Here is a 22,884-nt window from a genome sequence, read left to right on the forward strand (position 1 = left end):
TCAAAAATCATAGATCTTGGACAGCTTCTTAAGAGATTTTAGACAGCTTCTCAGGAGTTGCTGGTAGCGGTCTAAAAAACGGGCCTCTAATTGATGGACAAGGTCATATTTGTCATGATAGTGGTCATAAAAAGTTTTGGGATTGATTTCGGCTTGTTTTGAAATTTGACGAACGGTTACCGATTCAAATCCCTGCTCCAAGGTCAGGCTAACAAAAGCATGTTCGATTGATTTGACGGTTCGTTGAACGCGTAAGTCCATTTTAGCTAATCTTCCTTCAAAAAGTAATGGTTAGGACGAGAGTGTTACTTATGTAATAAGTATAGCATGTTTGACCATTGAGCAGTTACGTGATTCCTTTTATACTCGATTCATGCTTAAGCGTTGATTAGCAGATAGACATGGAGGAAAAACGATGAAAATTAGTAAAATTATGAATCAACCAGAAAATTATAAAAGGTTAGGGATCAACCCGAATAAGCTTGAACCGTGGGAGGATGGTATCCGCGGGACGGATGCGGCTGGCCAAGCGGAAATCTGGTATTTAGATTGTTCCTTTGATGATGGTTCTACTTTGGTGTTGGGAACGCGCACAAAGTCAGCCGCCCAACAGAATAAAAAAGGCTATAATCCAAACATTGCCATTAACTACACGAAGCAGGGTGAACCCACTTTTTTTGATTATCGATTATACCAAGATAGCCAGGTTAGCATTAGTCAACAGACCTGTGATTTGAAGTTTGGGCCAAATTATTTGGTTGGTGAGGATTTTACGCATTACAATTTCCACGTGGAACCCGAACTCGACCAGGAAATCGTCATGGAAGGAAAAAAGAGTGTTCAACACAAGAGTAAAATTGACCTCCACTTCGATGCAGAGACAAAACCCTTTCGACCAGGAACGGGCTATATTACTTTTGGCAACGTTGAGACCTATTATAATTTTATTTGTGTGACGCGCTTAAAGGTTAGCGGAACCATTTTAATTGATGGTGAACAAAAGGCGGTAAGCGGTTCGGCCTACTATAATCACCAATGGTCTAACATTAGTCCCACGGTGGCTTTTCACCATTGGTTATGGGGTCGGCAAAATATCGGGAAATATAGCGTGTTGATTTATGATATGGTTGCAAGTCAACAATTTGGGTTGACTCAGATTCCACTGTTTACCATCGATGATGATCAGGGCAATCGTTTGCTAGAAATCACGGATGAAAAGAATGTCAAGATTGAGATGCTCGACACTTATGTTCAACAAGCGACGAACAAAGAGTATCCATCAGACATTCGGTACACCTTTTCTAAAGGGGATATTCTGGTAACCTATGAAATTATGCAGCCAACTGAAATCAACACAATTGATATTTATGGCTTAGCGGACGACAAGCAAAAACAACAATTTGACGCTATTCAGCAACAGCCGACTTATACGCGTTAACAATGCCAAAACTCGGTTGACGATTACGCGTAACGGGCAGACCGAGACCATTGAGGGGACCATGCTTTACGAATACAATTTTGGTGGTAAGGGCCTATTGCCAAAGAAAAAATAAGTAGATCCTAAAAACGGAATACGGAAAATTAAAAACCGTCAACGGATTTACGTTGACGGCTTTATAATGTTATTAATTCGATAAGATAGCAGTCATGTTTCAAGAATCAGTTTCCACCAGATTCTTGGAGGTAATGTCCCTCATAATTACTATTATTATCGTATTTATGTGTTGGCAATATTGGACGATTAATCGCATTCTCCCCAATTAGTCTCCTAAAAGGTGAAGCGTTTGTCGATTGCATTAATCGATTGATCACAAGTACGTCAGTACCTCAATGATCAAAACCACCGAGAAATTGTATTAACCGAATTCCCAAATGAATGAGGCATCTAAACAAACGAAGTCGAGGAATTTCTTGTGATGCATCTAGCACTAAAGCTAATAAGCAAGAAACAAACCGTTTAGATACTCAGACAATTAATGATTTTGGGAAAATCGATTGTAACAATTTCTCGTTAAATCAAAGCTGTGAGGGAAGTTATCACAACCGCTTTTCCCTTGGTAGACTGATGCTTCGACGCTCCAGGATCTATAAATTCAGTTGTCATAACTCTCACCTCTTTAATTAAAGTTTTTAGTTAGAATGAAAAATGTCCAGCCGCGAACGACTGGACACACAAAATAACACTTTCGCCAGTCGTTGAGCTTTAGCACTATGTGATGTAGTTATAATAACAGCCACGTTAGTCCAAGCCTTACTTTGACTGGGACAGCTGACTCATTGGCGTTTTTCGACGTTTCTGAGCAGTAGCATTTTTCACATAGGAGCCTCACCTAACAGCTATATTCATTTATCACTCTACACGTATCATATCATATCGAATCGATGCTTGCAATTATAAGGATTAGATAGTGAGCGGAGCAAAGCGGTTAGAAAGCGGAGCCTAAGTTGCTTCGTTCAGAAATCCTGGGCTTGGATTTTTGAACGAAGTGGCTTAGGTGCAGCTTTCTGCTTTGCACAGCAGTCCTAAAAATAAAATAGTTAGGAATGAGACTAAGCCATCAATTTTCGTGGCATGGCGGTTTTGACCACCCATCTGATATTGATTGAATACTGCAGCTTCCAAAATTTAACACGTGCTATCGACCTCTCAGGGTAGACTAAGGCCCACTCAGCCTAGATTAAGTGAGCGGGTCTTAGTTACAAATCATTTAAAAAGAATCAATAACGGTGCGTTAAAGTCAGGCTACATATTATCCATTCCCGGAATGTGTAAATCTGCTACCTTAACGCCACGCTCTTTGGCAAAAGCATTCATTAGCGTATCCATGTCCATCAACTTATATGTCTTTGGTTGGTCAGGATCGTAGACTTCAAATTGGGCCATCATACCGCCGTCTTCGTGTTCAATGATATGGCAGTGGTTCATGAAGACGCCAAGATGTTCAAACCATACCTTTAAGCGAACCGTTTCTCCAGGATTAACGCCAACCGTGTCCTTTAATCCGTTTTCGTTTGGATAAGGAGCCTGGCCGTTTCTTGAAATCACACGGAATTGGGTGCCATGCATGTGGTAGGGATGCACCATGCCATTACTTTTATCGTTTGTGTTGGAAATATCCCAGTATTCAACGTTGCCAACTTTCTGGCGGTCATCAATTCGCTGCATATCAAATTTCTTATCGTTCATCATAACTTCTTCGTCCATGCCAGACATAACAACCTTATGAACTTGCGTGCCCGGCGTTACTTCAGGATTTGGAATATCAACCAAGTGATCAGGGATTTTCGTGTTGTCAGGCGTAAATTGATGGATTCTGAAATGAACGATTGGCACGTCATCACAGTACAGTGTAACCGTATCGCCAGGCTTATAATCACCAAAGTTCACAATGATCTCGGCCCGCTCAGCACAGGTCAACATTAAGTGGGTAAAGTCGACTGGTTCAGGTAAAACACCGCCATCTGATGCCACCTGGGTGAACTTGAGGTCATCGCTAAAGTGAAGCCGCCACTCACGACGGTTTGCACCATTGAGAAGCCGCAGCCTGAGTCGTTGGGTTGTCACATCGAAATAGGGGTTAATGGTCCCGTTGATCATTGGGGTTGGCCCCTGGACACCGTCAGGATCGTAGTCGGCTAAATAATCAAATTGATTGTTTTCGTGAAAGTGACGATCCTGCAAAATTAGTGGAATGTCATCCACCCCGTAATTTCTGGGGAATGGCAATTTAGATTCAATGTCATCCTTAACAATAACACCCGTAGCGAGCCCCTTCCAAACATGCTCAGCGGTTGATGGGCATGGATGGGCATGGAGCCAGAGAGTAGCGGCCGGCTGATGACATTTAAATTCGATTTGAGTACTCTTACCAGGATAAACTGGTGCATGGCAGCCACCGTCCGTAATTGGGCCGGGAACATTCAGACCATGCCAGTGAAAGGTTGTTAATTCTGGTAACTCATTTTTCAAAGTAATATGAATGGTTTTGCCATTTTTGAAAATAATGGTTTTACCAAGAAGGGGCGCGTTAAATCCCCAGGTTTTTGTTTTAGTACCTGGTAATAACTGAACCTCGCCAGTTTGAGCCGTGACCGTATAATACATATCCGTATCAGTTTCTTCATCTGGCTTTAATGGTTCTGGAATTGCGAGCGCTTTTTGAGGAACTTTAGGCGCCTCCAGTGGAATAAAGCCACCATCGTGCGTGTTATAAGCAGGTTCATCAAAAAAATAGTCCGTATAAACTTTTCGGTTTGACATAAGTATCCGCATCCTTTGATTAATTTGGATTCCCTTTAATCATACTACATAATTAGACTACAACCCAGAATTTGTGGCATAATGGATTTATAAGAGGAGGTGGCACTTTGGCAGATGTAGTATCTTTCGATAAGTTAGATGAAGCAGCGACTAAAAAAGCAACTCAAGATTTCATTAATTTTTACTTACGGTGGTTAAAGAAAAATGATCTTGAGATTTTAGCCGAGTACAAAGTGGATTATTATTTAGCTGATATTAATCATTATGTTTTTGAAAACAAGGCCTTTACTCCCGAACAGATGAGAGCAGACTTACTGGCTGACCGTGGTCAAGACATTCGACACGTCATTTCAGTTATTAATCCAGACTATTATTCGAATGGGAATTTAGCCGCTGGTTCATGGGATCAGTGGTACGAAGATAAGTTTAAGAAAATTAGCGTTCGTGACTAGTCGTTTAAATATACTTTCAATTTAGAATTTGCTATCATGAAGTTAATCAATCAATAGTGAGGAGGGATCTTCATGGCTAAAGGAAAGACTAACCAATCAAAGGAAAAGCAACAACAGCCACTACACTACAAGACGGGTGTCGACGTTCATCAGATGGTGATTAATAAGTCTGTTATGTCGCTAAAAGTACCGACTGTAATCGCCCAAAAGAAGGCTCAGGGGCTATTATCCAAGGCCATAGATGATGGAATTACCCCTTACTACCTTAAACAAGAAACGCTTGACCGACTGAGTGGAATTACGCATCATGAATAAAGAGTGAGCGGAGCAAAGCGGTTAGAAGCTGGAGCATAAGTTGCCCCACTCAGAAATCCCTGGGTCTGGGATTTTTGAGTGGGGTAGCTTATGTGCAAGCTTCTGCTTTGAGGAGCTGTCCTAGGAAGAGTGAGCAGTTTTCTGCTTGATGCAGCACGTTTCCACCATGTTGCCATAATTAAATCCCTGGTCTTTGGGGATTTCTGGTTGTGGTGCTTATGTGTAGTTGCGAAGCGGTCCTAATCTAGGTTGTATAAGGACTCCAAAATTTAGCTCTAACTTAACCCTGTACAAGGACAAATGTAAAAATAGATCAGCTATCCAATCTCTGGATGGCTGATCTATTTTTTGAATTCGGGTTATTGTATTGTGAAAATGCGGATTGAAACTAATAATTTGCACATAAGTACCCACTTTGAAAACCCCAAGCCCAGGGAATTCTCGAAATAGGCGGCTGAAGGTTCGATTATTAATCCTTTGCTTAGTTCACCATATTAGTCAAACAACCGATCACTATCTTTATTACTCCTTGCCCCAACCAAAATAATTTGCAAGGTCACAATGACCATTTGTAGTGCTGGCAAGTAGTAAAGAGCAGCGATTGTGATTGGAAGTTGGATGGCCGCCATTCGCCAGTCACGCATAAACCGGTAAATCGCCATTTGGCGGATACTAGCCGCTGCTTCTGGCCGCTGATCACGCTGATTAGCATTTGCTAGCATGTAGGAAAGGATAAAATACGATACTGACCATAGCAGATAAACGCCGAAATAAAAGATTTCTGGTCCCTGTTTGTTCAAACCACGGCCCACCCAAGCAGTCGCAACGGGAATAAAGGACGTCGTGAACATCCAAAAGTTATTTGCCCAATAAACGCCTTTAGTTACTCGTTTAGTCTTCGCAAACATGTAATGATGATTGTACCAAGCAGTTCCAATAAACAAATAACCAACGGCATATGAAATCAAATATGGGATTTGATCAACCACTGCTAAAATTGAAAACGATTCAGGTGTTTTAAATTCCAAGATCATAATGGTTAAGATAATTGCTAGAACAGCATCGGTGAATGCTTCCACTCGTGTTTTATTCATTTTTAAGCCCACCCCCTAAGAATAATATACGGCTTTTCTGGTGATAAGATTAGGAAACAGCCCGTTAACTTTAGGATGATCAACGATAAGGGACCCAATTATTAAAAGGATGATTATGATCAGTCATTTACTAATTCGGTTGGTTAAGCTGGCATAAGATGATAGAATTATTGAGTGGCTCAATGAATGGGAGACCATTAAACAATAAACAAGCATTATTAAAGTTAGGAATTGGTGACTTAATTGAAAATTTTTAAGGAAGTATTCAGCTGGATTATTCCAATTGCAATTGGATTAGTTGTTGGCTTTGGAATTAAACAATTTGTTATTTCAGCAGACTTTGTTGATGGCGATTCAATGCAACCCAACTTGCAGAATAAACAAATGGTAGTCAGTTTAAGAACGGCTAAGATTCATCGAAATTCGGTGATTGTTTTTAATGCTCACGGAGAAGATCCGCAGGCGACTTCAAAAGACTATTATGTCAAACGGGTGATTGGATTGCCTGGTGACACGGTCAGAAGCCACGATGGCAATATCTATGTTAATCATACGAAACTTTATCAGGGCTATATCAGTGCTGATCAACGAACTAGCGGGACTGGTGATTGGAATCTCAAGTCATTATCTAGTCACTGGGTAGGCGATAAACAAGTGACGAAAATTCCTAAAGATAAATACTTTGTCCTTGGCGATCATCGGTCAATATCTGATGATAGCCGTTATTGGGGATTTGTTGATAAGGATAAGATTCAAGGCGTGACGAAGGCGTTTCCGTTCCAGAAAAAGAGTCATCAAATTAATCAGGCATATAAGATTGGTAACTAACCTCACTTAGGATTCATTAATGGTGTGAAAGCACTGGTAATGGGTCCTATTTTTAGAACGGATGCTGAATCACTTTACCACAGGGACTGTTTCGCTTAGTAGCAATCTGCCCGTAAGCGCTGTAAGTGAACTTGTCTCAAAGGAAGTGTTTCGATCCTTAACCGCTTTACCGCTCACTTACTTGCTTTTTACCGCAATCTATAATAATCTTATATCATACTTATAAATAGTAAGTGGCAGGAGGAAGAATATGGTTGATGTAGACAAATTACAATTTGGGTTAGAAACGTTTGGGGACATTGTTTCTGCTGAAGATGGCACTCTCTTAACAGCGGGACAATCAATCCGCCAGATTGTTAAAGAGGGCGAACTGGCCGACAAATTAGGCGTTGATGTGATTGGGGTTGGTGAACATCATCGACCGGATTATAGTGTTTCTAGTCCTGAGATCGTGTTAGGGGCAATTGCTTCCGTTACGAAACAGATTAAATTGGCAACGGCCGTTACGGTTCTGAGCTCGGATGATCCAGTACGGGTATACGAACGATTTGCAACGCTCGAAGGATTATCAGGAGGCCGCGCGCAAGTCATGCTTGGCCGGGGGTCTTTTACCGAATCTTTTCCATTATTTGGGTATGACTTAACGGACTACGACGATTTATTTAACGAAAAGCTGGAAATGTATAGCCAATTAATCAAAGAAAAGCCGATTACATGGCATGGCAAGTTTACACAATCGCTTAAGGATCAAGATGTCTATCCAAAGACTGATTACGATGGCATCGAAACCTATATTGGGATTGGTGGCTCACCGGAATCAATTATTCGAACTGCCAAGTATGGTTACAAAGTTATTTTAGCAATTATTGGTGGTCAGGCGGACCGATTTGTTCCTTACCTTGACCTCTATAAGAAGGCAGCCGGTCAATTTGGAATGCCGGTCTACCCAGTGGCCGTTCATTCCCATGGTTTTATTGCCGATGACGAGGATGAAGCGGTTGAAGTGGCGTGGAAGAATATCAAGGCCAACTTTGATCGAATTGGTTTGACGCGTGGCTGGGCCCCAATGAGCCGAGAACAGTTTGATGGCGAAACAAAGGTTGGATCGTTTTACGTGGGCAATCCGGAACACGTTGCCTAACGAATGGCCCGAACAATTAAGCTGCTTGATCTTGGCCGCTTCGATCTCGTGTATGGCGCTGGTAATCAGACCGCTGCCCAACGTGAACGAATGATTGAGCTCTATGGAACAAAGGTCATTCCCCGTGTTAAAGAGATTCTGACTGAGGAGGGTTAGTCATGGCTAAAATTAAAAACGTTGGCATTCTGGGTGCCGGAAAAGTTGGGATTGTCCTAGCTCAACTTGCTTTAGCTGCTGGCTATAACGTGAGAATCTCAGGCTCTGGATCGGTTCAAAAAATCGCCTTGACGATCGAAACCCTGGTTCCAGGGGCAACACCAGCAACTAATCAAGGCGTTGTTAGTAAAAGTGATTTAGTCATTTTGGCAATTCCCCTTAGTCGTTATAAAAATATTAAGCCCAAGCTGCTTAAAGGCAAGCTGGTAATTGATGCGATGAACTATTGGTGGGAAACCGACGGCATTCGTGAAGAAGTGTTAGATCCGTCATCAACCTCTAGTGAACAAGTGCAAAACTATTTCAATAAGAGTACCGTTGTAAAGACGTTTAATCACATGGGTTACCATAATCTGCAAGAAGAGGCGCGACCAGTTGGTGCTGAGAATCGCAAGGCATTGTTCGTGACTGGTGATAATAAGGAAGCGGTCGATGAGATTGCGGCGTTTGTGGACACCATGGGATTTGATACGGTTGTTCACTATAATCTTGCAGATGGGATTATGACTGAACCCGGTAGTGAATTGTTTGGGGCCAGTTTGACCAAACCAGATTTACAGAATGTGATTGATCATTTTGATGAAACTGAATTTGGAAAGAAGATTAAGGCGGGGAAGAGTGCTTAGTTTTCCGTTAATAAAAACAGCTTTAGCCATGGTGATTGATTGGCTGAAGCTGTTTTTTGATATTTGATTGAGTGAAATTAGAGGTTGATTCTCGGCGGCATGGATGAGGACTACTCCGCAAAGCAGAGATCTGCACGTAAGCACCTCTACCAAAAATCCCAGAACCGGGGATTTCCGGTGGAGGAGACTTACACTCCGATCTCTAAGCGCTTTACTCCGCTCACTTATTAGGACAGCTGCGCAAAGCAGAGATCTGCGCGTAAGCACCTCTACCAAAAATCCCAGAACCGGGGATTTCCGGTAGAGGAGACTTACACTCCGATCTCTAAACGCTTTGCTCCGCTCACTTATTAGGACAGCTGCGCAAAGCAGAAACTTCCACATAAGCACCTCTAACAAAAATCCCCAAAAACCAGGGATTTCTGTTAGAGGAGACTTATGTTCCAGTTTCTAAACGCTTTGCTCTGCTCACTTTAATAAAAGCTCGGTTTCGTCCACTCCGTGTTAGGCTCACCAATTCCCAGGCTTTCATGGTGGTAATCTTGTTTACCAGTTAAGAGGTCAGCGGCAAACTTAGCCACTGCTTCCCGAGAAATTTGGGCATCCTTAAATGGTTCGCCCTTCTTGGTAACGTTAACTTCTGTCTTGGTTGGGTCGTTATAGAGCCAGGTCGTCCGCAAAATCACGTAGTTTAAGTCAGAATTTTCAATCGCGTTAACTGTGTCAACGTAATTAGTCTTCCAAACGAGCCCGGTGTGTTCGCGGTACCAAGCCTGGAATGGACCAGCAACTTCCTTGTAGACGTCTGGTATGGACATTGCGATGAACCGCTTGACACCACTATCGTCTAACGTCTTAATGAGTGGTTGTATAATATCAGGGCTTGTAACCAGTGCAAGGAATACAGCATCTGCACCAGCAAAAGCCTTCTTCAACGCATCGGTATCCTTTAAGTCACCGTCAACTAAGCTCACCCGATCACCAGCAAACTTGCTTAATCGTTTGTCGGCGTTGTGACCAAATAAAACAAGGTCCGCATCACTATGATCTAATAAACGTTGTGCTGTTAATTGACCAATTTGACCGGTTGCTGCTAAAACGACATACTTTGTCATAAATTTTACCACCCTTATTGATTATTTAATGATTAATAACGATTTAATTGCTTCACGATTGCTCATTGCCTCATAGGCGTCTTCAATATGATCAAGGTCGAAGGTCTTGGTGAAGACTTTTCCCGAATTAATTTTGCCATCAAGGACTGCTTGTAACAGAATTTCCTTGTCCGGCTTAGTAACTGAGGCAATCCCACCTCGCAGGCCAATATTTTTCCAGAACAATTGGTTGGACTTGGGCTCAGTTTGCGGAACGCCAACTCGGCCAATGACGGCACCAGGACGGGCAATTTGGCCAGCCTGCTCAATAGCGCTAGTAGCCCCGACACATTCAAGAACTGCATCGGCGCCGGCATTTTCTTTAGTTAGGGCTAAGACATCTGTAACGGCCTGGTCGCCCTTAGTTGAAACGATATCTGTGGCGCCAAATTGTTTTCCTAATTCAGCTCGGTCTTCGTGGTGACTTAATAGGATAATCTTTTCTGCACCTAGTAGTTTGGCACCAATGACGCCACAGAGGCCCACGGCACCATCGCCGATGACAGCCACGGTTGCGCCTGTTTTGATTTCGGCGTTTTTGGCTGCGTGAAAGCCGGTTGCCATGACATCAGACAAGGTTTGCAGGGATGCAAGTTGCTCGTCTGTGTAATCTTCAGGCTTACCCGGTATCTTGACAAGGCCGGAATTAGCTGGTTCGTACTTCATAAACTCAGCCTGATAGCCACCGTTGCCACCGGGCTTTTGGTTAAGGCAGTTACCCTCAAACCCGTTTAAACAGGCAACACAATGACCACAACCATGGGTGAATGGCACGACGACAAAGTCACCTGGATGAAAGTTGTGTACATCAGGGCTAACTTCTTCAATGACGCCAATTGCTTCATGGCCTACCAGTGAATTAGCGGTGCGTTCGGTGATTCCTCGGTACCACCACAGATCAGAACCACAGACGCTGGCCCGGACGACGTGGATCAACGCCTGATTGTCACCATCAATCTGGGGTTTTGGCACTTCCTGGATTTCAACTTGACCAGGTTTAATAAAGACGGCTGCTTTCATTTTTCTCCTCCTTAATTACGCAATGCTTTTAAACTTTGACCAAAGATGCTTTCGATGGCAGCAGGGTCGCGATGATCAAAGAATTGACTTTCGTTCTTGTCGAGGCTGCTCATCAGCTTCATATCATCATCATCGAGGTTAAAGTCAAAAACATTAAAGTTTTCTGCCATGCGGGCTTTATGAACGGATTTTGGAATAACCACAATTCCGCGTTGCATTAACCAGCGTAAGATAACTTGGCCATTTGCTTTACCATATTTCTGACCAATCTTGGCAATGGTTTCGTTGGTGAAAATATCGTGTTTGCCTTCTGCGAATGGTGCCCAAGCTTCTACTTGAATGTTTTGCTTTTTAGCAAATTAAACGGCATCATGTTCCTGGAACCATGGTGAAACTTCGATTTGATTCATTGCTGGCTTAACGTCTGACATTAATTCTAAGTTCATCAATTGGTCGGGAGCAAAGTTAGAAACGCCAATTGACTTAATCTTACCAGCCTTTTGGGCTTCAATCAGCGCCCGCCAAGCACCAGCAATGTCGCCATATGGCTGATGAAGTAAGTAGAGGTCGATATAATCCAGGCCCAACTTGTTCAGAGAATCATCAATTCCTTGCTTTGCCTTTTCATAGGTAAAATGATCCACCCATAATTTGGATGTGACAAAGATGTCGTCCCGATCAACGCTGCTATTATTGATTGCTTTGCCAACCGCTTCTTCGTTTGCGTAAGCGGCAGCGGTGTCAATCAACCGATAACCGGTATCCAGTGCATCACTAACGGCTTCTTCAGCGACGTTTAAATCAGGAACCTGAAAGACACCGAATCCAAGTTGGGGCATTTTATGACCATCATTTAAAGTTACGTATTGCATGATTAAAATCTCCTTGCTATAAGTTTCAAATTAACATTATTTATCTATCAACGATTCCTAGTATACGTTGAGGCTCTGCGGAAGAAAATTACCAATTAAGTATGTTACTATACAGTTAATGCATAGCAAAGGGAGGGTTCGATTTGGCTGTCAATTTAGAGTTGCTGGAAGAACTTGTCGCTTTTCAACGATACGGAACGCTTAGCGCAACTGCTGAGCATTTAATGATCACGCAACCAACGGTCACTCGAGGGATGAAGCGACTTGAACAGGAGCTAGGGGTGACTTTGTTTGATCGTCAGGTTAGCAACCGGATCAAGCTTAATGAGACTGGCATATTAGCTGCCAGAGAAGCCGAGAAGTTGCTAAAAGCAGAAAATAACTTCACGGACAAAGTTCTTAATTATGATCGGTTGAAGAATGAGATTGCAGTTGCTTCAGTGGCTCCGGGACCAACTGGATTCTTGGAACAGATCAAGGGTAGGATTAACGCTGAGCTAATTATTACTCATCAAACTATTAATCCTGATAATGTCATTGGTGATTTGCAAAATTTCAAAGAAAAGCTCATTTTTACCAATCAAGAAATTGTGACTGATGATATTGAATCTATGTATGTCGGGATCGAGTATCTAGGAGTTGGGCTTGATAGCTTTAATCCGTTGTCACAGCAGAAACGACTTAAATTTAAAGATTTAGCTGGGTTGAGTTTCATCGTTGTTCAAGATATTGGCCCTTGGCGTCAAGTGGTCGAAGATAATATTCCAGATGCGTCATTTCTCTATCAAGAGAATCTTAGTGCAATGAGTAAAATTAGTGAGTATTCAAACTTTCCGTTTTTCTTTTCAAATTTAAGTCAAGAAGCTCCCACCACCATCAATCGCTTTGGCAAGGGGAATCGGAATGCACTTCAAATTGATGATCCGCAGAATAAAATGGTGTTTTATGGCACTTATTTAAAGCGTGAACGACCTGTTGTTCAGCCGATTCTCAAGGAAATTGTTAAGGATTGGCCCAAATAAAGCCTACTTTGTAGAAACGGGCCATTTAAACCAGCTTTCTTCGCTTAACCCAAAAATAAGTACTGATACGCAAAGCCCGCATATCAGTACTTATTTTTTTAATTAATGCTCAAAAGCTAAACGGCTTAAAGGGCACTCTAAAACGTGCTTCATCCAACTGACGCTAACAATATAACAAGGGCCATCAATAATCCCAAAACCAGGATTATTGATGGCCCTTGTTATATTAACGCGTCAAACCGTTGGGTTCAGCACTCTATTGTTCTTCATACCAAGTATAATGGAAGTTTCCTGGGCGGTCGACACGTTCGTATGTGTGAGCACCGAAGTAGTCACGTTGTGCTTGCAATAGGTTTGCAGGAACAACTTCTGAACGATATGAATCGTAGTAAGAAACGGCAGCAGCTAATGATGGTACTGGAACGCCGGCCTTTGTAGCAAGCGCAACAACGTCACGAGCTGATTCTTGATACTTCTTGCAGATATCAGTGAAGTAAGGGTCAAGCAGTAAGTTTTGAAGTGCTGGGTTCTTGTCGTAAGCATCGGTGATGTTTTGCAAGAAACGAGCTCGGATGATACAACCGGCACGCCAAATCTTAGCCATTTCGCCTAACTTGATGTCCCACTTGTATTGGTCTGAAGCGGCCTTTAATTGGTCAAAGCCTTGGGCATAACTCATAACCTTACCAAAGTAGAGGGCTTCACGGACTTTTTCAACGATTTCTTTCTTGTTAAAGTCGATGTCAGCTTTAGGCTTTGGAAGTACCTTAGAAGCTGCAACCCGGTCTTTCTTGAACATTGAAATGAATCGAGCATAAACGGCTTCGGTAATAACTGATTGATCGATACCGATTTCAAGAGCATCTTGTGAACTCCACTTACCAGTACCCTTGTTAGCACCACGGTCAAGGATCATATCAACGATTGGCTTGCTCTTGTCATCGCCAAGGTCATCTTTGTGAGTCAAGATATCAGCGGTAATTTCGATCAAGTAACTGTCAAGTTCACCCTTGTTCCAGTCCTTATAAATGTCAGCTAATTCGTCAACATTGTAACCAGCGAGGTTTCTTAAAATGTTGTAACTTTCATCGATTAACTCTTCATCACCATATTCGATACCATTGTGGACCATCTTTACGTAATGACCAGCACCGTTAGGGCCGATGTAAGTAACACATGGTTCGCCATCGGCAGGAGCCTTGGCAGCAATTTGCTTAAGAATTGGTTCTACCAAGTCATAAGCTTCTTTTTGGCCACCTGGCATAAGTGAAGGACCTTGTAAGGCACCAAGTTCACCACCAGAAACACCCATGCCGATAAAGTTGATTCCTGATTTATCAAGACGGGCATTACGAGCCATCGTATCGTGGAAGTTTGTGTTACCACCATCAATTAAAACATCACCCTTATCGAGTAATGGCAATAATTCATCAATCACAGCATCGGTTGGTTTTCCAGCTTTAACCATCATGACAATTCGACGAGGGGTTTCAAGAGACTTAACGAAGTCCTCGATTGTATAACTAGGAACAAGTTTCTTGTCCCCATGATCCTTCATAACTTCTTCAGTCTTGGCACCGGTACGGTTGAAGATACCAACGGTGTAACCGCGGCTTTCGATGTTAAGGGCTAAGTTCTTGCCCATAACGGCCATACCAACAACACCAATGTTTGCTTTTTGATCAGACATTTAAAAACCATCCTTTTCTTTTAAGAATTACTACATCTTACTACATCGTTAGTTTACCATCTCACAAGTATAAAGTGAACAAAAAGCCACGTTATAATAGGAATTTGTTCAATTAACATGAAAGATTGTGAAAATGATAAACGGAATTTTGAAAATGCTTTTCACAACTACTTGTTCAGTTTATATACCCATTCTCTGTGATCACGGGCTAGCAACTCATCTGCTGAAACTGGGCCCATTGAGCCTGGAATGTAATTAGGGAACATTGGTTGTTGAATATCCCATACTCGCCGAATTTGGTCAACGAATTTCCAAGCACTGGCAACTTCTGGCCAGCTAGCGAAGTTAGTGCCATCACCCTTCAAAACATCATGGATTAGACGTTCATAAGGTTGTGGTGTTTCCTTAGTCCGCTTAGAATCTTCAAGGAATTGTAGGTTAACTGGTTCCGTGTGGAAGCCTTGTTCACTGTTCTTAGCGTTAACCATCAATGAGAAGCCTTGGTTTGGTTCGATGAAGATCGTCAAAACGTTGGCATTCAAAGGTGTGCTGCCACTTTGTGGGAATGAGAAGATATCTACGAGCGGTTTCTTGAAGACAACGTCCACGCGGGTAAATTTGTCAGCCAATTTCTTACCAGTTCTAATGTAGAATGGGGTCCCTGACCAACGGTAGTTATCAAATAACAATTTGCCGGCAACAAAGGTTTCAGTGTTAGAATCCTTTGGCACACCGTCTTCTTGGCGATATTCCTTAGAATTGCCAACACCGCCATATTGGCCGCGAACAAAGTTGGTTGAAGCTTCGGCAACGTTGTAAACTCGTAAGCTACGTAGGGCCTTGACTTTTTCTTGTCGAATATCAGTATCCTTAAATGCAACCGGTTGCTCCATTGCAAGAAGGCTGACAATTTGCATGATATGATTTTGAACCATGTCACGAAGGGCACCGGAGTTATCGTAATAGCCGGCCCGTTCTTCAACGCCAAGGTTTTCAGCTAAAGTAACCTGGATGTTGTCGATATATCGGTTATTCCAAAGGGCTTCGAAAATGGTGTTCCCAAAGCGGATGGCTTCGATGTTTTGGATCATTTCCTTACCTAAGTAATGGTCGATTCGGAAAATTTGGTTTTCTTCAAAAGCGGCACTCAACTCGTCGTTTAATTGTTTAGCTGAGTCGAAGTCACGGCCAAATGGTTTTTCAATAACTAAGCGGTTAAAGCCGCCGTTATCGGAAAGTAAGTGCTGGGTCTTCAAGTTCTTTGCAACAATGCCAAAGAAGTTTGGCGCCATTGAAATATAGAATACCCGGTTACCGCCCAGGCTGTATTTCTTATCAAGCTCTTCAGATTTTGCCTTTAAGTTAGCGTAGTGACTAACGTTAGTCACATCATGGGTTACAAAGTAGAAATGGCTAGCAAATTCACTCACCATCTTCTTATTACTAGATTCTTTTGCTAAGGATTTTTCAACAATCTCTCGGTATTTTTCATCATCAATTTTGTGACGGGAAGTCCCAATCACAGCAAAGTGTTCGCGAATATTTCCCTTTTCGTAAAGCTTTAGCATTGCTGGATAAAGCTTACGGGTGGCAAGGTCACCAGTCGCTCCGAAGAGCACGATCAAAGAACGTCTTTCAGTTGGCAAAATGTTCACTCCTATCAATAAATTAACTAAGTAATCAGATATATTGTCTATACCAGTTCGCTAACATTATATAACACAAATCTGCACAACAAAAGCGTATTACCGATGTAAATGAATATTATTTTCATTACAATTTTTTTCAATAATTTCATGAAATTTACAGTCAGGGTTTATTAAGAAACCTATAAATGGGGTAAACATCTTAGCACTTTTTAAGCCGATCACTTATAATATAGATTGCAAATTAAAGATTAGGAGTAAGTAATGATGAAGAAAATTAAAATAATTACCTTTTTTGCGGTTGTATTTTCATTCCTAGTGGGATTGGGCGGTACTGCTTCAGCAAGTAGTTCACCATCTCTAAAGGTTAACAATGTCTATACAACTTCCAACAGTGTGAACGGAACGGCTACTAAGGGCGTTTCGATTATCGTGAGAACACCTAACAAAAAAGTACTCTCGACAACAACGGCTGATAGCCAAACTGGTAAGTTTAGTGCGGATTTGCATACGAGCGTCAAAGCAAATCAGAAATTATACGTTTACGCGAGAAAATCTTCAACGTCTTATTTTTATCGAATCATGATCGTTAAGGCGGCTAAAGCAGCTTCAGCCACCGCCTCAACTTCAACTAGCAAGACGAATGCTTCTAATTCATCTAATAAGATCAGCATTAGTGAACCCACTGGAACATGGCGTTCAGGTAATAACAATGGCTACACGGTTGTTACCAAGTTTAGCCAAGCAGGTGGTTTGAACCAAGGACTTTACAAGAACGGTAAGTACCAAGGCAAGCTGATTAACTATGCGAACTACAAGGTCACAACCTACAGTAAAACGTTCTGGGGGATCACGTATCGTCAACGAGGTCATAAGACATACCAGAAGTTCTATCTGAGATTTACTGATAATACCCACTTTATTATCGTAAATAAGGCAAATAAAGCGGTCAAAGTACAGTATGGTAATTCACCATTGCATTATTATAAGTTTGCATTAGAAAAATAAAGTGAGCGGAGAAAAGCGGTTAGAAACTGGAACATAAGTCTCCTCTAACAGAAATTCCTGGGCTTGGGATTTTTGTTAGAGGTGCTTATGTGGAAGTTTCTGCTTTGCGCAGCGGTCCTACTCTATGTGAGATGGGACGATAACTAGGAAGCCAGGAAATGAAATCCCGGGTTTGGATTTTTGGCGGAGAAGGCTTAGGTGCAAGTCTCTGCTTGGTGGAGCACATTTTTTCTGTGTCGCCAAGGCTCTTAGATTTTCGATAATATCCCATTGACTTGAATAGGGATACTAAACTAACAACCAAACCAAACGGACTGCAACTCAAACTTTGTTGCAGTCCGTTTTTCTGTCTACTAAATTGCCCCGTCACACTGTCGAAAGATACTTATTGAGATAGTTTTGTTTTCCGCCAGAATATGCGAGAATGGATAAAGAGATACTAGGCATCATTGAAGTTGACGAAGGGATTGATTAATTGTTTAAAAAGAGAAGTGAAATCCGATTTAATTCGGTCATCATTTATTCATTGATCTTGAACGCAGGGGCGTCATTCATGTGGCCGCTGGTGACGGTCTATATGCATAACTACTTACATAAATCACTGACGTTAGCTGGTCTGACGTTGTTAGCGATGTCTGTTTTTATGATGTTAGGGAATTATTTAGGTGGGTATTTGTTTGATAGGTGGTCGCCGTATTTAACAACCATCATTAGTGTTCTAATCTCTACTTCGGCGATTATCACTTTGATCTTTTTCCATGGATGGCCGATTTTCTCGATTCTGTTATTATTTGTTGGATTTGGAGACGGCTGTTGTATGACCCTATTAAATTCATATGCCGCCAGTATTAAGAGTCGTTCGACCCGGGCCATTTTCAATGTTTTATACATTGGTCAAAACATTGGGATTGTGATTGGAACGTTGATGGTTGGGTTCCTATTGAAGCATGGCGTGACGGTGGTCTTCATGGTCACGTCGCTTTTCTACCTGACGTTGCTGATCATTACCTTAATTGATTTTAACGTAGCGGTTGATCGCCGAGCACCAACAAAAGTGGTTACACCAGGAGCACCACCAGAAAGCAATGTTAATAAAATGGTAATGGCCATTTGTGGGGTTGTTTTGGCAGTTTACTTGGCATACACGCTGTGGGAAAGCGTTGTTCCAGTTCATATGACAAACCTGCACATTTCGTTTGAGAATTACAGTCTATTGTGGACGCTCAACGGGTTAATGATTGTATTCGGACAGCCATTCGTCAATCGGGTTAGTACCAAAGTAAAGCTGAGTACTCAGACCTACGTTGGGGCAACGATCTTTTCGGCTTCATTTGTTTGCCTGATTTTTGCGAAGACTTACCCGGCCTTTATTTTTGTAATGGTTATCACCACAATTGGTGAAATGATTGGTTTTCCCGGTATTCCAGCTTGGATTGACAGTCTATCGACACCGCAACAGCGGGGAAAATTCCAAGGAATGTACAATTTGTTTATGTCCTGTGGCCGTGCGGTCGGCCCGTTATTTGGTGGCATTATTCTCGACTTTGCGTCTTACTGGGGACTATTTTTATTAGCCGCTGGTTTGATTATTATTTTTATGATTATTCTGATGATCGTCAACCGAAGCCAGGGAATGGCAAAGGGAACTAACTAATTAAATTTGAATTAAGCAAAAAGGCCGTAAAACCAGCATATGCGTTGGTTTTACGGCCGCTTTAGTTACTCTTGATCATAATTTTGCTAATAGTTCATAAATTCGTTCCACGTCGCGGCCCGTTCCTCGTAGTTCATAATCAGCCAGAAAGGGGACGTTGAACTTTGAGGCGTACCGACGGGCGGTCAGGCAATACTGTTCGTTGAAGTTTTTGTTACCACTGCCAACGATTCCTTGACAGAGCGATGCGTTTTGATTGTAGTCGATGTATTCGCCAAGCGTGTTGGTCATTAATTCCTTGACGCCAGTGTCGATGCCATTGCCACCATCTAAGTACGTTGGCACAAAGGCAAAGAACGGATCAGTCTCATCGGCGAAGTCGGTTTGTTCCGAAATTTCCTCAAATTCAACTAGTGGATTATGACTATCTTGGTCATGCATCCCCGTTGCATAACCGGCAAGCTTTTTAACGAATGAACGGGTATTACCTTCGATTGAAATAAATAGTATTCGTATTGGACTCAAAATGAACCTCCTCAATAGATATCACTGGGTGATGTATTTCCATATTCCTCATAGTTACTGTACCGATTGTTGGTTAACTTCGCAAGCCCTTACTTTTCGGAATCATTCGAATGGCCCTTCAAATGACTGGCAGTATGTCGAGGGACCTTCTTTTCTCGGTAAAACAATTTGTGGAAGCCAGCAAAGATCATCAGTAGAATGACGATCACCGCACTGCCAGCAGACAAACGTGATCCAAGGATTAACCCTGGTGTTGTGTATTTGAAATGAATTTTGTGCGTTCCAGCAGGAAGACTGGCCCCGACAAAGCCCTTGTTAACGACGAACGTCTTGGCCTTTTGACCATCGACTGTAAGTTTCCAGCCAGTTGAGTAAGGAATCGAGGTTACTAACGTAGCAGCCCGTTTAGTAGTCGCTGTGCCGATAACGTCATTTTGGTGAACGGATAAATTCCGCAGGCCGGTTCGCTTTAATTTGCCCATTTGGGTATCGTAGGATTTATCGTATGGCATTGCAATCAGTTTGACTGACTTAAACTTGATGTTTTTAACCAGGTTAAAGTTGAGCTTGATTGTTTTACGAGAGCTCGTGTTATAACCAAGGTTTAGAACCATATTATTAATTTGACGATAGTTTGAGAGGTTATCCTTGTCATATTGTGCATAACCATTATGAAAGCCCTTGGCCCGAGCATCGAAAAGGTACCCGCCGAACGTTGGCTTCAGTAGGTCATGGCGGGCGGCATTTAGCTTACTAAGCCTTGAATAAAGCTTGTTTTGAAGTAAATATTGGTTCTCGTACCACTTGTTATGATCGGCAATCGAACTATCAGTTTGTTTAATTCCGGAAAGGACTAAAAAGAGTTCGGCATTCTTAGTTTGTTTGGGTTTATTAATCGTGAGGTAATAGTCAAACGGTTTGCCGGTAACATCTGAAGTCATTTCTTTTAATCCGTTTTGGTTTGTATAGTCGTTATTTTCCAGAATCATTCGGTTGGTGGCGAGTAAATCCTTTGTCTTTTGAAGGTTAGCCCCTAAACTAACTTGAGCATGGGGTTGCTTGATAACTTTGTCAGCATCGGCATCACCCAGAATTCCTAGCCGGTATTTAGTTAGCTGGTCTCCGGAATCAATGACCTTAGTCTCATCAACTTGAACGGAATACTTTAGTTGACGGCTAGGGGAGTGGTACGTTAGCGGATGTGTGTTATCACTATTTTTGTTCACAACAGCGCCTTGAGTCATGACCCGTTCCCGATCAACTGGGCTTAAACGGTTAAACGTATTGGGTGAGACGGTTTTAGATTGCAGGTAAACAAGTGGCAACGCGTTATTAGTTTTGTAAATGTTGGTGCCATCCATATTTTCAATTGCTGGAACGGCATTAACCCGTGGCGCTGCCTGAAAGGTTTTGATTTTGCCATTCTTATCACGAATGGGTTTGTAGCCATAGGGGAGTACGGGTGCCTTATCGGTATTAGCTTTAGCGAAGATATACTTAACACCTAGTAGATCATTAAACGCGGTTCGATAGTCCCCTTGGGCAATTGGCGTATTCATTGAGAATTGACTGTTACCAACGGCTTGAGAGAATTTTCCCAGATAGCCATTTTGAAGGGTGAGATACACCGATTCGTCGTTCAGGCCGCTGTTCATTGAAAGATCGGTATTGGTATTCGTGTAGTTAGCTAGATTTTGTAAATGTTGATTGTAATGATAACGGGGGGCCTTGGAAGTTCTAAAGAAGCCGGGTTGTTTAGCTAGATACTGATTGGCACCGTTAAAGTAGTCGTTGCTAAACCGCGTTGCTAACCCACGGTTTAACTGTTGAATCGCTAAATTGCTTGCGTTGGGGCTATAAATACCGATGATATTGCTGGCGATGTTTAGCATGAACACGCTTAAGATAGCGATTTTTTTGGTTGAACTGCGCCAGTTAAAGAAGACGGCACTGAGCACGACGATGACCGTTAGTAGCAAAATACCATAGGTGACGGCATCATGAGGCTTCAAGTTTAACAAGAAACCATTAGTGGCCCAAATGATGGTCAGTAATAGAACTGCCGCGGCAACAAACCAGGCCACGTCTTTTCTGGTGAAGTTGTCAAGATTGTCAATAAAGACGACCGTTGCCATTCCAAAAATGAGGTTACCCAGTAATACCCAGCGGTTTGAGGGAGTTGATAAAGCGTTCATCACGGCTCCAAACGCTGGCAGTAAAATGCCGATTAGGATGACAATAAGGCCAACGTTAGGCCATAGATATTTCTTGAAATGGCGGAGGACATAGATAATGCCGAGAAATGAAACGGCTGAAATGCCAATGACCAGCCAGAAGTTCATTGCCCGCCCCGTTGGCAGGATCGAATCGGCGATATTGAGATAATATTCTGGCGGAAATAATGTCATCCCGTTGGCAAAATTATTGGTAATCCGAGTTGAACCGGTGGCCAACATAATCGTGGGGATGAACACAATGGCAGACATTCCTAATCCCAAAACAACCGAGACAATTAATTTACCAATTGATTTGAAGAGATGGAAGTCAGGGTGTTTCCAAAGACTGAAGGTCCGGATGACTGTGTAGAAAATGGCGCCAATCCCTAAGATCCAGGCAAAGTAGAAATTGCCTAATAAGACGATGAAAACCGCAAAAATGAGTGGCAACCATGATTTATTCGTGAGGACCCGGTCAATGCCGTAACATAGTAACGGGAAAAAAATTAATGGCAAGATGAAGAATGGATGATGTAAGCCAGTTGCGAGTGCATAACCGTTAAATGTATACGCAAGCGCACCGATGACTTTACTGAATTTCTTGAATTTATAAGATGACGCGTATAAGAGAAATGCGAGGCCGGAAGCATACATTCGTAGAAAGACCAGGAACGCAAAACCAGTTTCGATCTGGCTCTTTGGAAAGAGGATAATTAAGTAGTTAAATACATCCCCAATAACGTAATAAGAAAAGTTGGTTAACTGATCGGATCCCAGGCTGATATTCCAAGCCCAGTGGGTAAAACCGCCACTTGGATTATGGATAAACGTTGCAATCATGTGGCGTAGTTGAACCAGAATTGGATAATGCTGTGCCAAACCGTCAAGCTCCCAAATCATTGATCGACCAGTCATAAACAAGCATCCAACTAAAACACAGATTAGTGCGACAAATAGCACCGAATAGGTAATCCAAGCTGGTGTTTTTTGCCATAGCTTTTTCAAGTGAAATCCCTCCAAAAATTAAAGTGAGCGGATCCAAGCGGTTAACAATCGGAGCGTATGTCTCCTCTAACAGAAATCCCTGGTTTTGGGATTTTTGTTAGAGGTGCTTACGCGCAGATTGTTGCTTGGAGGAGCTGTC

General features: G+C 42.3%; 17 protein-coding genes, 2 pseudogenes and 1 riboswitch. Of the genes and pseudogenes, 9 read left to right on the forward strand and 10 right to left on the reverse strand.

The genetic code is table 11. The annotated features are described in order from the left end of the window. Positions 1-261: a TetR/AcrR family transcriptional regulator gene (locus FC98_RS10285; protein WP_056949529.1), complete on the reverse strand. Its 261-nt coding sequence runs from the start codon at positions 259-261 to the stop codon at positions 1-3. 154 nt (positions 262-415) lie between these two features. On the opposite strand from FC98_RS10285, the gene FC98_RS10290 reads away from it, so the two are divergent. Continuing rightward, entirely contained in the window at positions 416-1,438 is a 1,023-nt protein-coding gene (locus FC98_RS10290) for a lipocalin-like domain-containing protein (RefSeq protein WP_056949530.1), read from the forward strand. Between the two features lie 743 nt (positions 1,439-2,181). Continuing rightward, positions 2,182-2,345, reverse strand: a riboswitch (M-box (ykoK) riboswitch). Between the two features lie 398 nt (positions 2,346-2,743). Here FC98_RS10290 and FC98_RS10295 read toward each other — a convergent pair. Continuing rightward, positions 2,744-4,261, reverse strand: a complete 1,518-nt coding sequence (locus tag FC98_RS10295; protein WP_040470789.1) for a multicopper oxidase family protein — start codon at positions 4,259-4,261, stop codon at positions 2,744-2,746. 107 nt (positions 4,262-4,368) lie between these two features. Here FC98_RS10295 and FC98_RS10300 point away from each other — a divergent pair, with 107 nt between their 5' ends. Both FC98_RS10300 and FC98_RS10305 read left to right on the forward strand, forming a co-directional pair. Beyond that, positions 4,369-4,713 carry a hypothetical protein gene (locus FC98_RS10300; protein WP_081467778.1) on the forward strand — a complete coding sequence of 115 codons (345 nt, stop codon included), beginning with the start codon at positions 4,369-4,371 and terminating at the stop codon, positions 4,711-4,713. Between the two features lie 72 nt (positions 4,714-4,785). Next, entirely contained in the window at positions 4,786-5,028 is a 243-nt protein-coding gene (locus FC98_RS10305; protein ID WP_008855612.1) for a hypothetical protein, read from the forward strand. Positions 5,029-5,522: 494 nt separating this feature from the next. Here the strand turns inward: FC98_RS10305 and FC98_RS10310 are convergent, their stop codons facing one another. Then, entirely contained in the window at positions 5,523-6,122 is a 600-nt protein-coding gene (locus FC98_RS10310; protein ID WP_056949531.1) for a TMEM175 family protein, read from the reverse strand. A gap of 243 nt (positions 6,123-6,365) precedes the next feature. Here FC98_RS10310 and lepB point away from each other — a divergent pair, with 243 nt between their 5' ends. The 3 genes and pseudogenes from lepB (at position 6,366) to FC98_RS10325 (ending at position 8,933) form a co-directional block, all read left to right on the forward strand. Then, complete coding sequence (gene lepB / locus FC98_RS10315) at positions 6,366-6,950, forward strand: signal peptidase I (RefSeq protein WP_008855614.1); 585 nt, start codon at positions 6,366-6,368, stop codon at positions 6,948-6,950. A 250-nt stretch (positions 6,951-7,200) separates the two neighbouring features. Further along, a pseudogene (locus tag FC98_RS10320) lies at positions 7,201-8,247 on the forward strand (LLM class flavin-dependent oxidoreductase). A 2-nt stretch (positions 8,248-8,249) separates the two neighbouring features. After that, a complete protein-coding gene (locus FC98_RS10325; RefSeq protein WP_008855616.1) occupies positions 8,250-8,933 on the forward strand; it encodes an NADPH-dependent F420 reductase in 684 nt (227 codons plus the stop codon). A gap of 473 nt (positions 8,934-9,406) precedes the next feature. Here the strand turns inward: FC98_RS10325 and FC98_RS10330 are convergent, their stop codons facing one another. From FC98_RS10330 to FC98_RS10340, 3 genes and pseudogenes are all read right to left on the reverse strand, one after another. Beyond that, the gene (locus FC98_RS10330; RefSeq protein WP_008855347.1) at positions 9,407-10,048 is read right to left on the reverse strand and encodes an NAD(P)H-binding protein; all 642 of its coding nucleotides are present in this window, start codon (positions 10,046-10,048) and stop codon (positions 9,407-9,409) included. 21 nt (positions 10,049-10,069) lie between these two features. Then, complete coding sequence (locus FC98_RS10335; RefSeq protein ID WP_008855348.1) at positions 10,070-11,107, reverse strand: alcohol dehydrogenase catalytic domain-containing protein; 1,038 nt, start codon at positions 11,105-11,107, stop codon at positions 10,070-10,072. 11 nt (positions 11,108-11,118) lie between these two features. Beyond that, positions 11,119-11,979 (reverse strand): annotated as a pseudogene (locus tag FC98_RS10340) (aldo/keto reductase). Positions 11,980-12,122: 143 nt separating this feature from the next. On the opposite strand from FC98_RS10340, the gene FC98_RS10345 reads away from it, so the two are divergent. Beyond that, positions 12,123-13,001, forward strand: a complete 879-nt coding sequence (locus FC98_RS10345; RefSeq protein WP_054656002.1) for a LysR family transcriptional regulator — start codon at positions 12,123-12,125, stop codon at positions 12,999-13,001. A 256-nt stretch (positions 13,002-13,257) separates the two neighbouring features. Here the strand turns inward: FC98_RS10345 and gndA are convergent, their stop codons facing one another. Both gndA and zwf read right to left on the reverse strand, forming a co-directional pair. Next, complete coding sequence (gene gndA / locus FC98_RS10350) at positions 13,258-14,691, reverse strand: NADP-dependent phosphogluconate dehydrogenase (RefSeq protein ID WP_056949532.1); 1,434 nt, start codon at positions 14,689-14,691, stop codon at positions 13,258-13,260. Positions 14,692-14,858: 167 nt separating this feature from the next. Then, the gene (zwf, locus tag FC98_RS10355) at positions 14,859-16,337 is read right to left on the reverse strand and encodes a glucose-6-phosphate dehydrogenase (RefSeq protein ID WP_040470645.1); all 1,479 of its coding nucleotides are present in this window, start codon (positions 16,335-16,337) and stop codon (positions 14,859-14,861) included. 267 nt (positions 16,338-16,604) lie between these two features. Between zwf and FC98_RS10360 the strand changes: the two genes are divergently transcribed. Next, positions 16,605-17,345, forward strand: a complete 741-nt coding sequence (locus FC98_RS10360) for an Ig-like domain-containing protein (protein ID WP_056949533.1) — start codon at positions 16,605-16,607, stop codon at positions 17,343-17,345. A gap of 475 nt (positions 17,346-17,820) precedes the next feature. Next, positions 17,821-18,999, forward strand: coding sequence for an MDR family MFS transporter (locus FC98_RS10365; RefSeq protein WP_040470649.1), 1,179 nt, complete (start codon positions 17,821-17,823; stop codon positions 18,997-18,999). 75 nt (positions 19,000-19,074) lie between these two features. Here the strand turns inward: FC98_RS10365 and nrdI are convergent, their stop codons facing one another. Next, entirely contained in the window at positions 19,075-19,524 is a 450-nt protein-coding gene (gene nrdI / locus FC98_RS10370; protein WP_040470651.1) for a class Ib ribonucleoside-diphosphate reductase assembly flavoprotein NrdI, read from the reverse strand. A gap of 89 nt (positions 19,525-19,613) precedes the next feature. Continuing rightward, positions 19,614-22,745 carry a YfhO family protein gene (locus FC98_RS10375; RefSeq protein ID WP_056949534.1) on the reverse strand — a complete coding sequence of 1,044 codons (3,132 nt, stop codon included), beginning with the start codon at positions 22,743-22,745 and terminating at the stop codon, positions 19,614-19,616. Positions 22,746-22,884: the final 139 nt, after the last annotated feature.

Source organism: Lentilactobacillus kisonensis DSM 19906 = JCM 15041, from assembly GCF_001434135.1.
Lineage (GTDB): Bacteria > Bacillota > Bacilli > Lactobacillales > Lactobacillaceae > Lentilactobacillus > Lentilactobacillus kisonensis.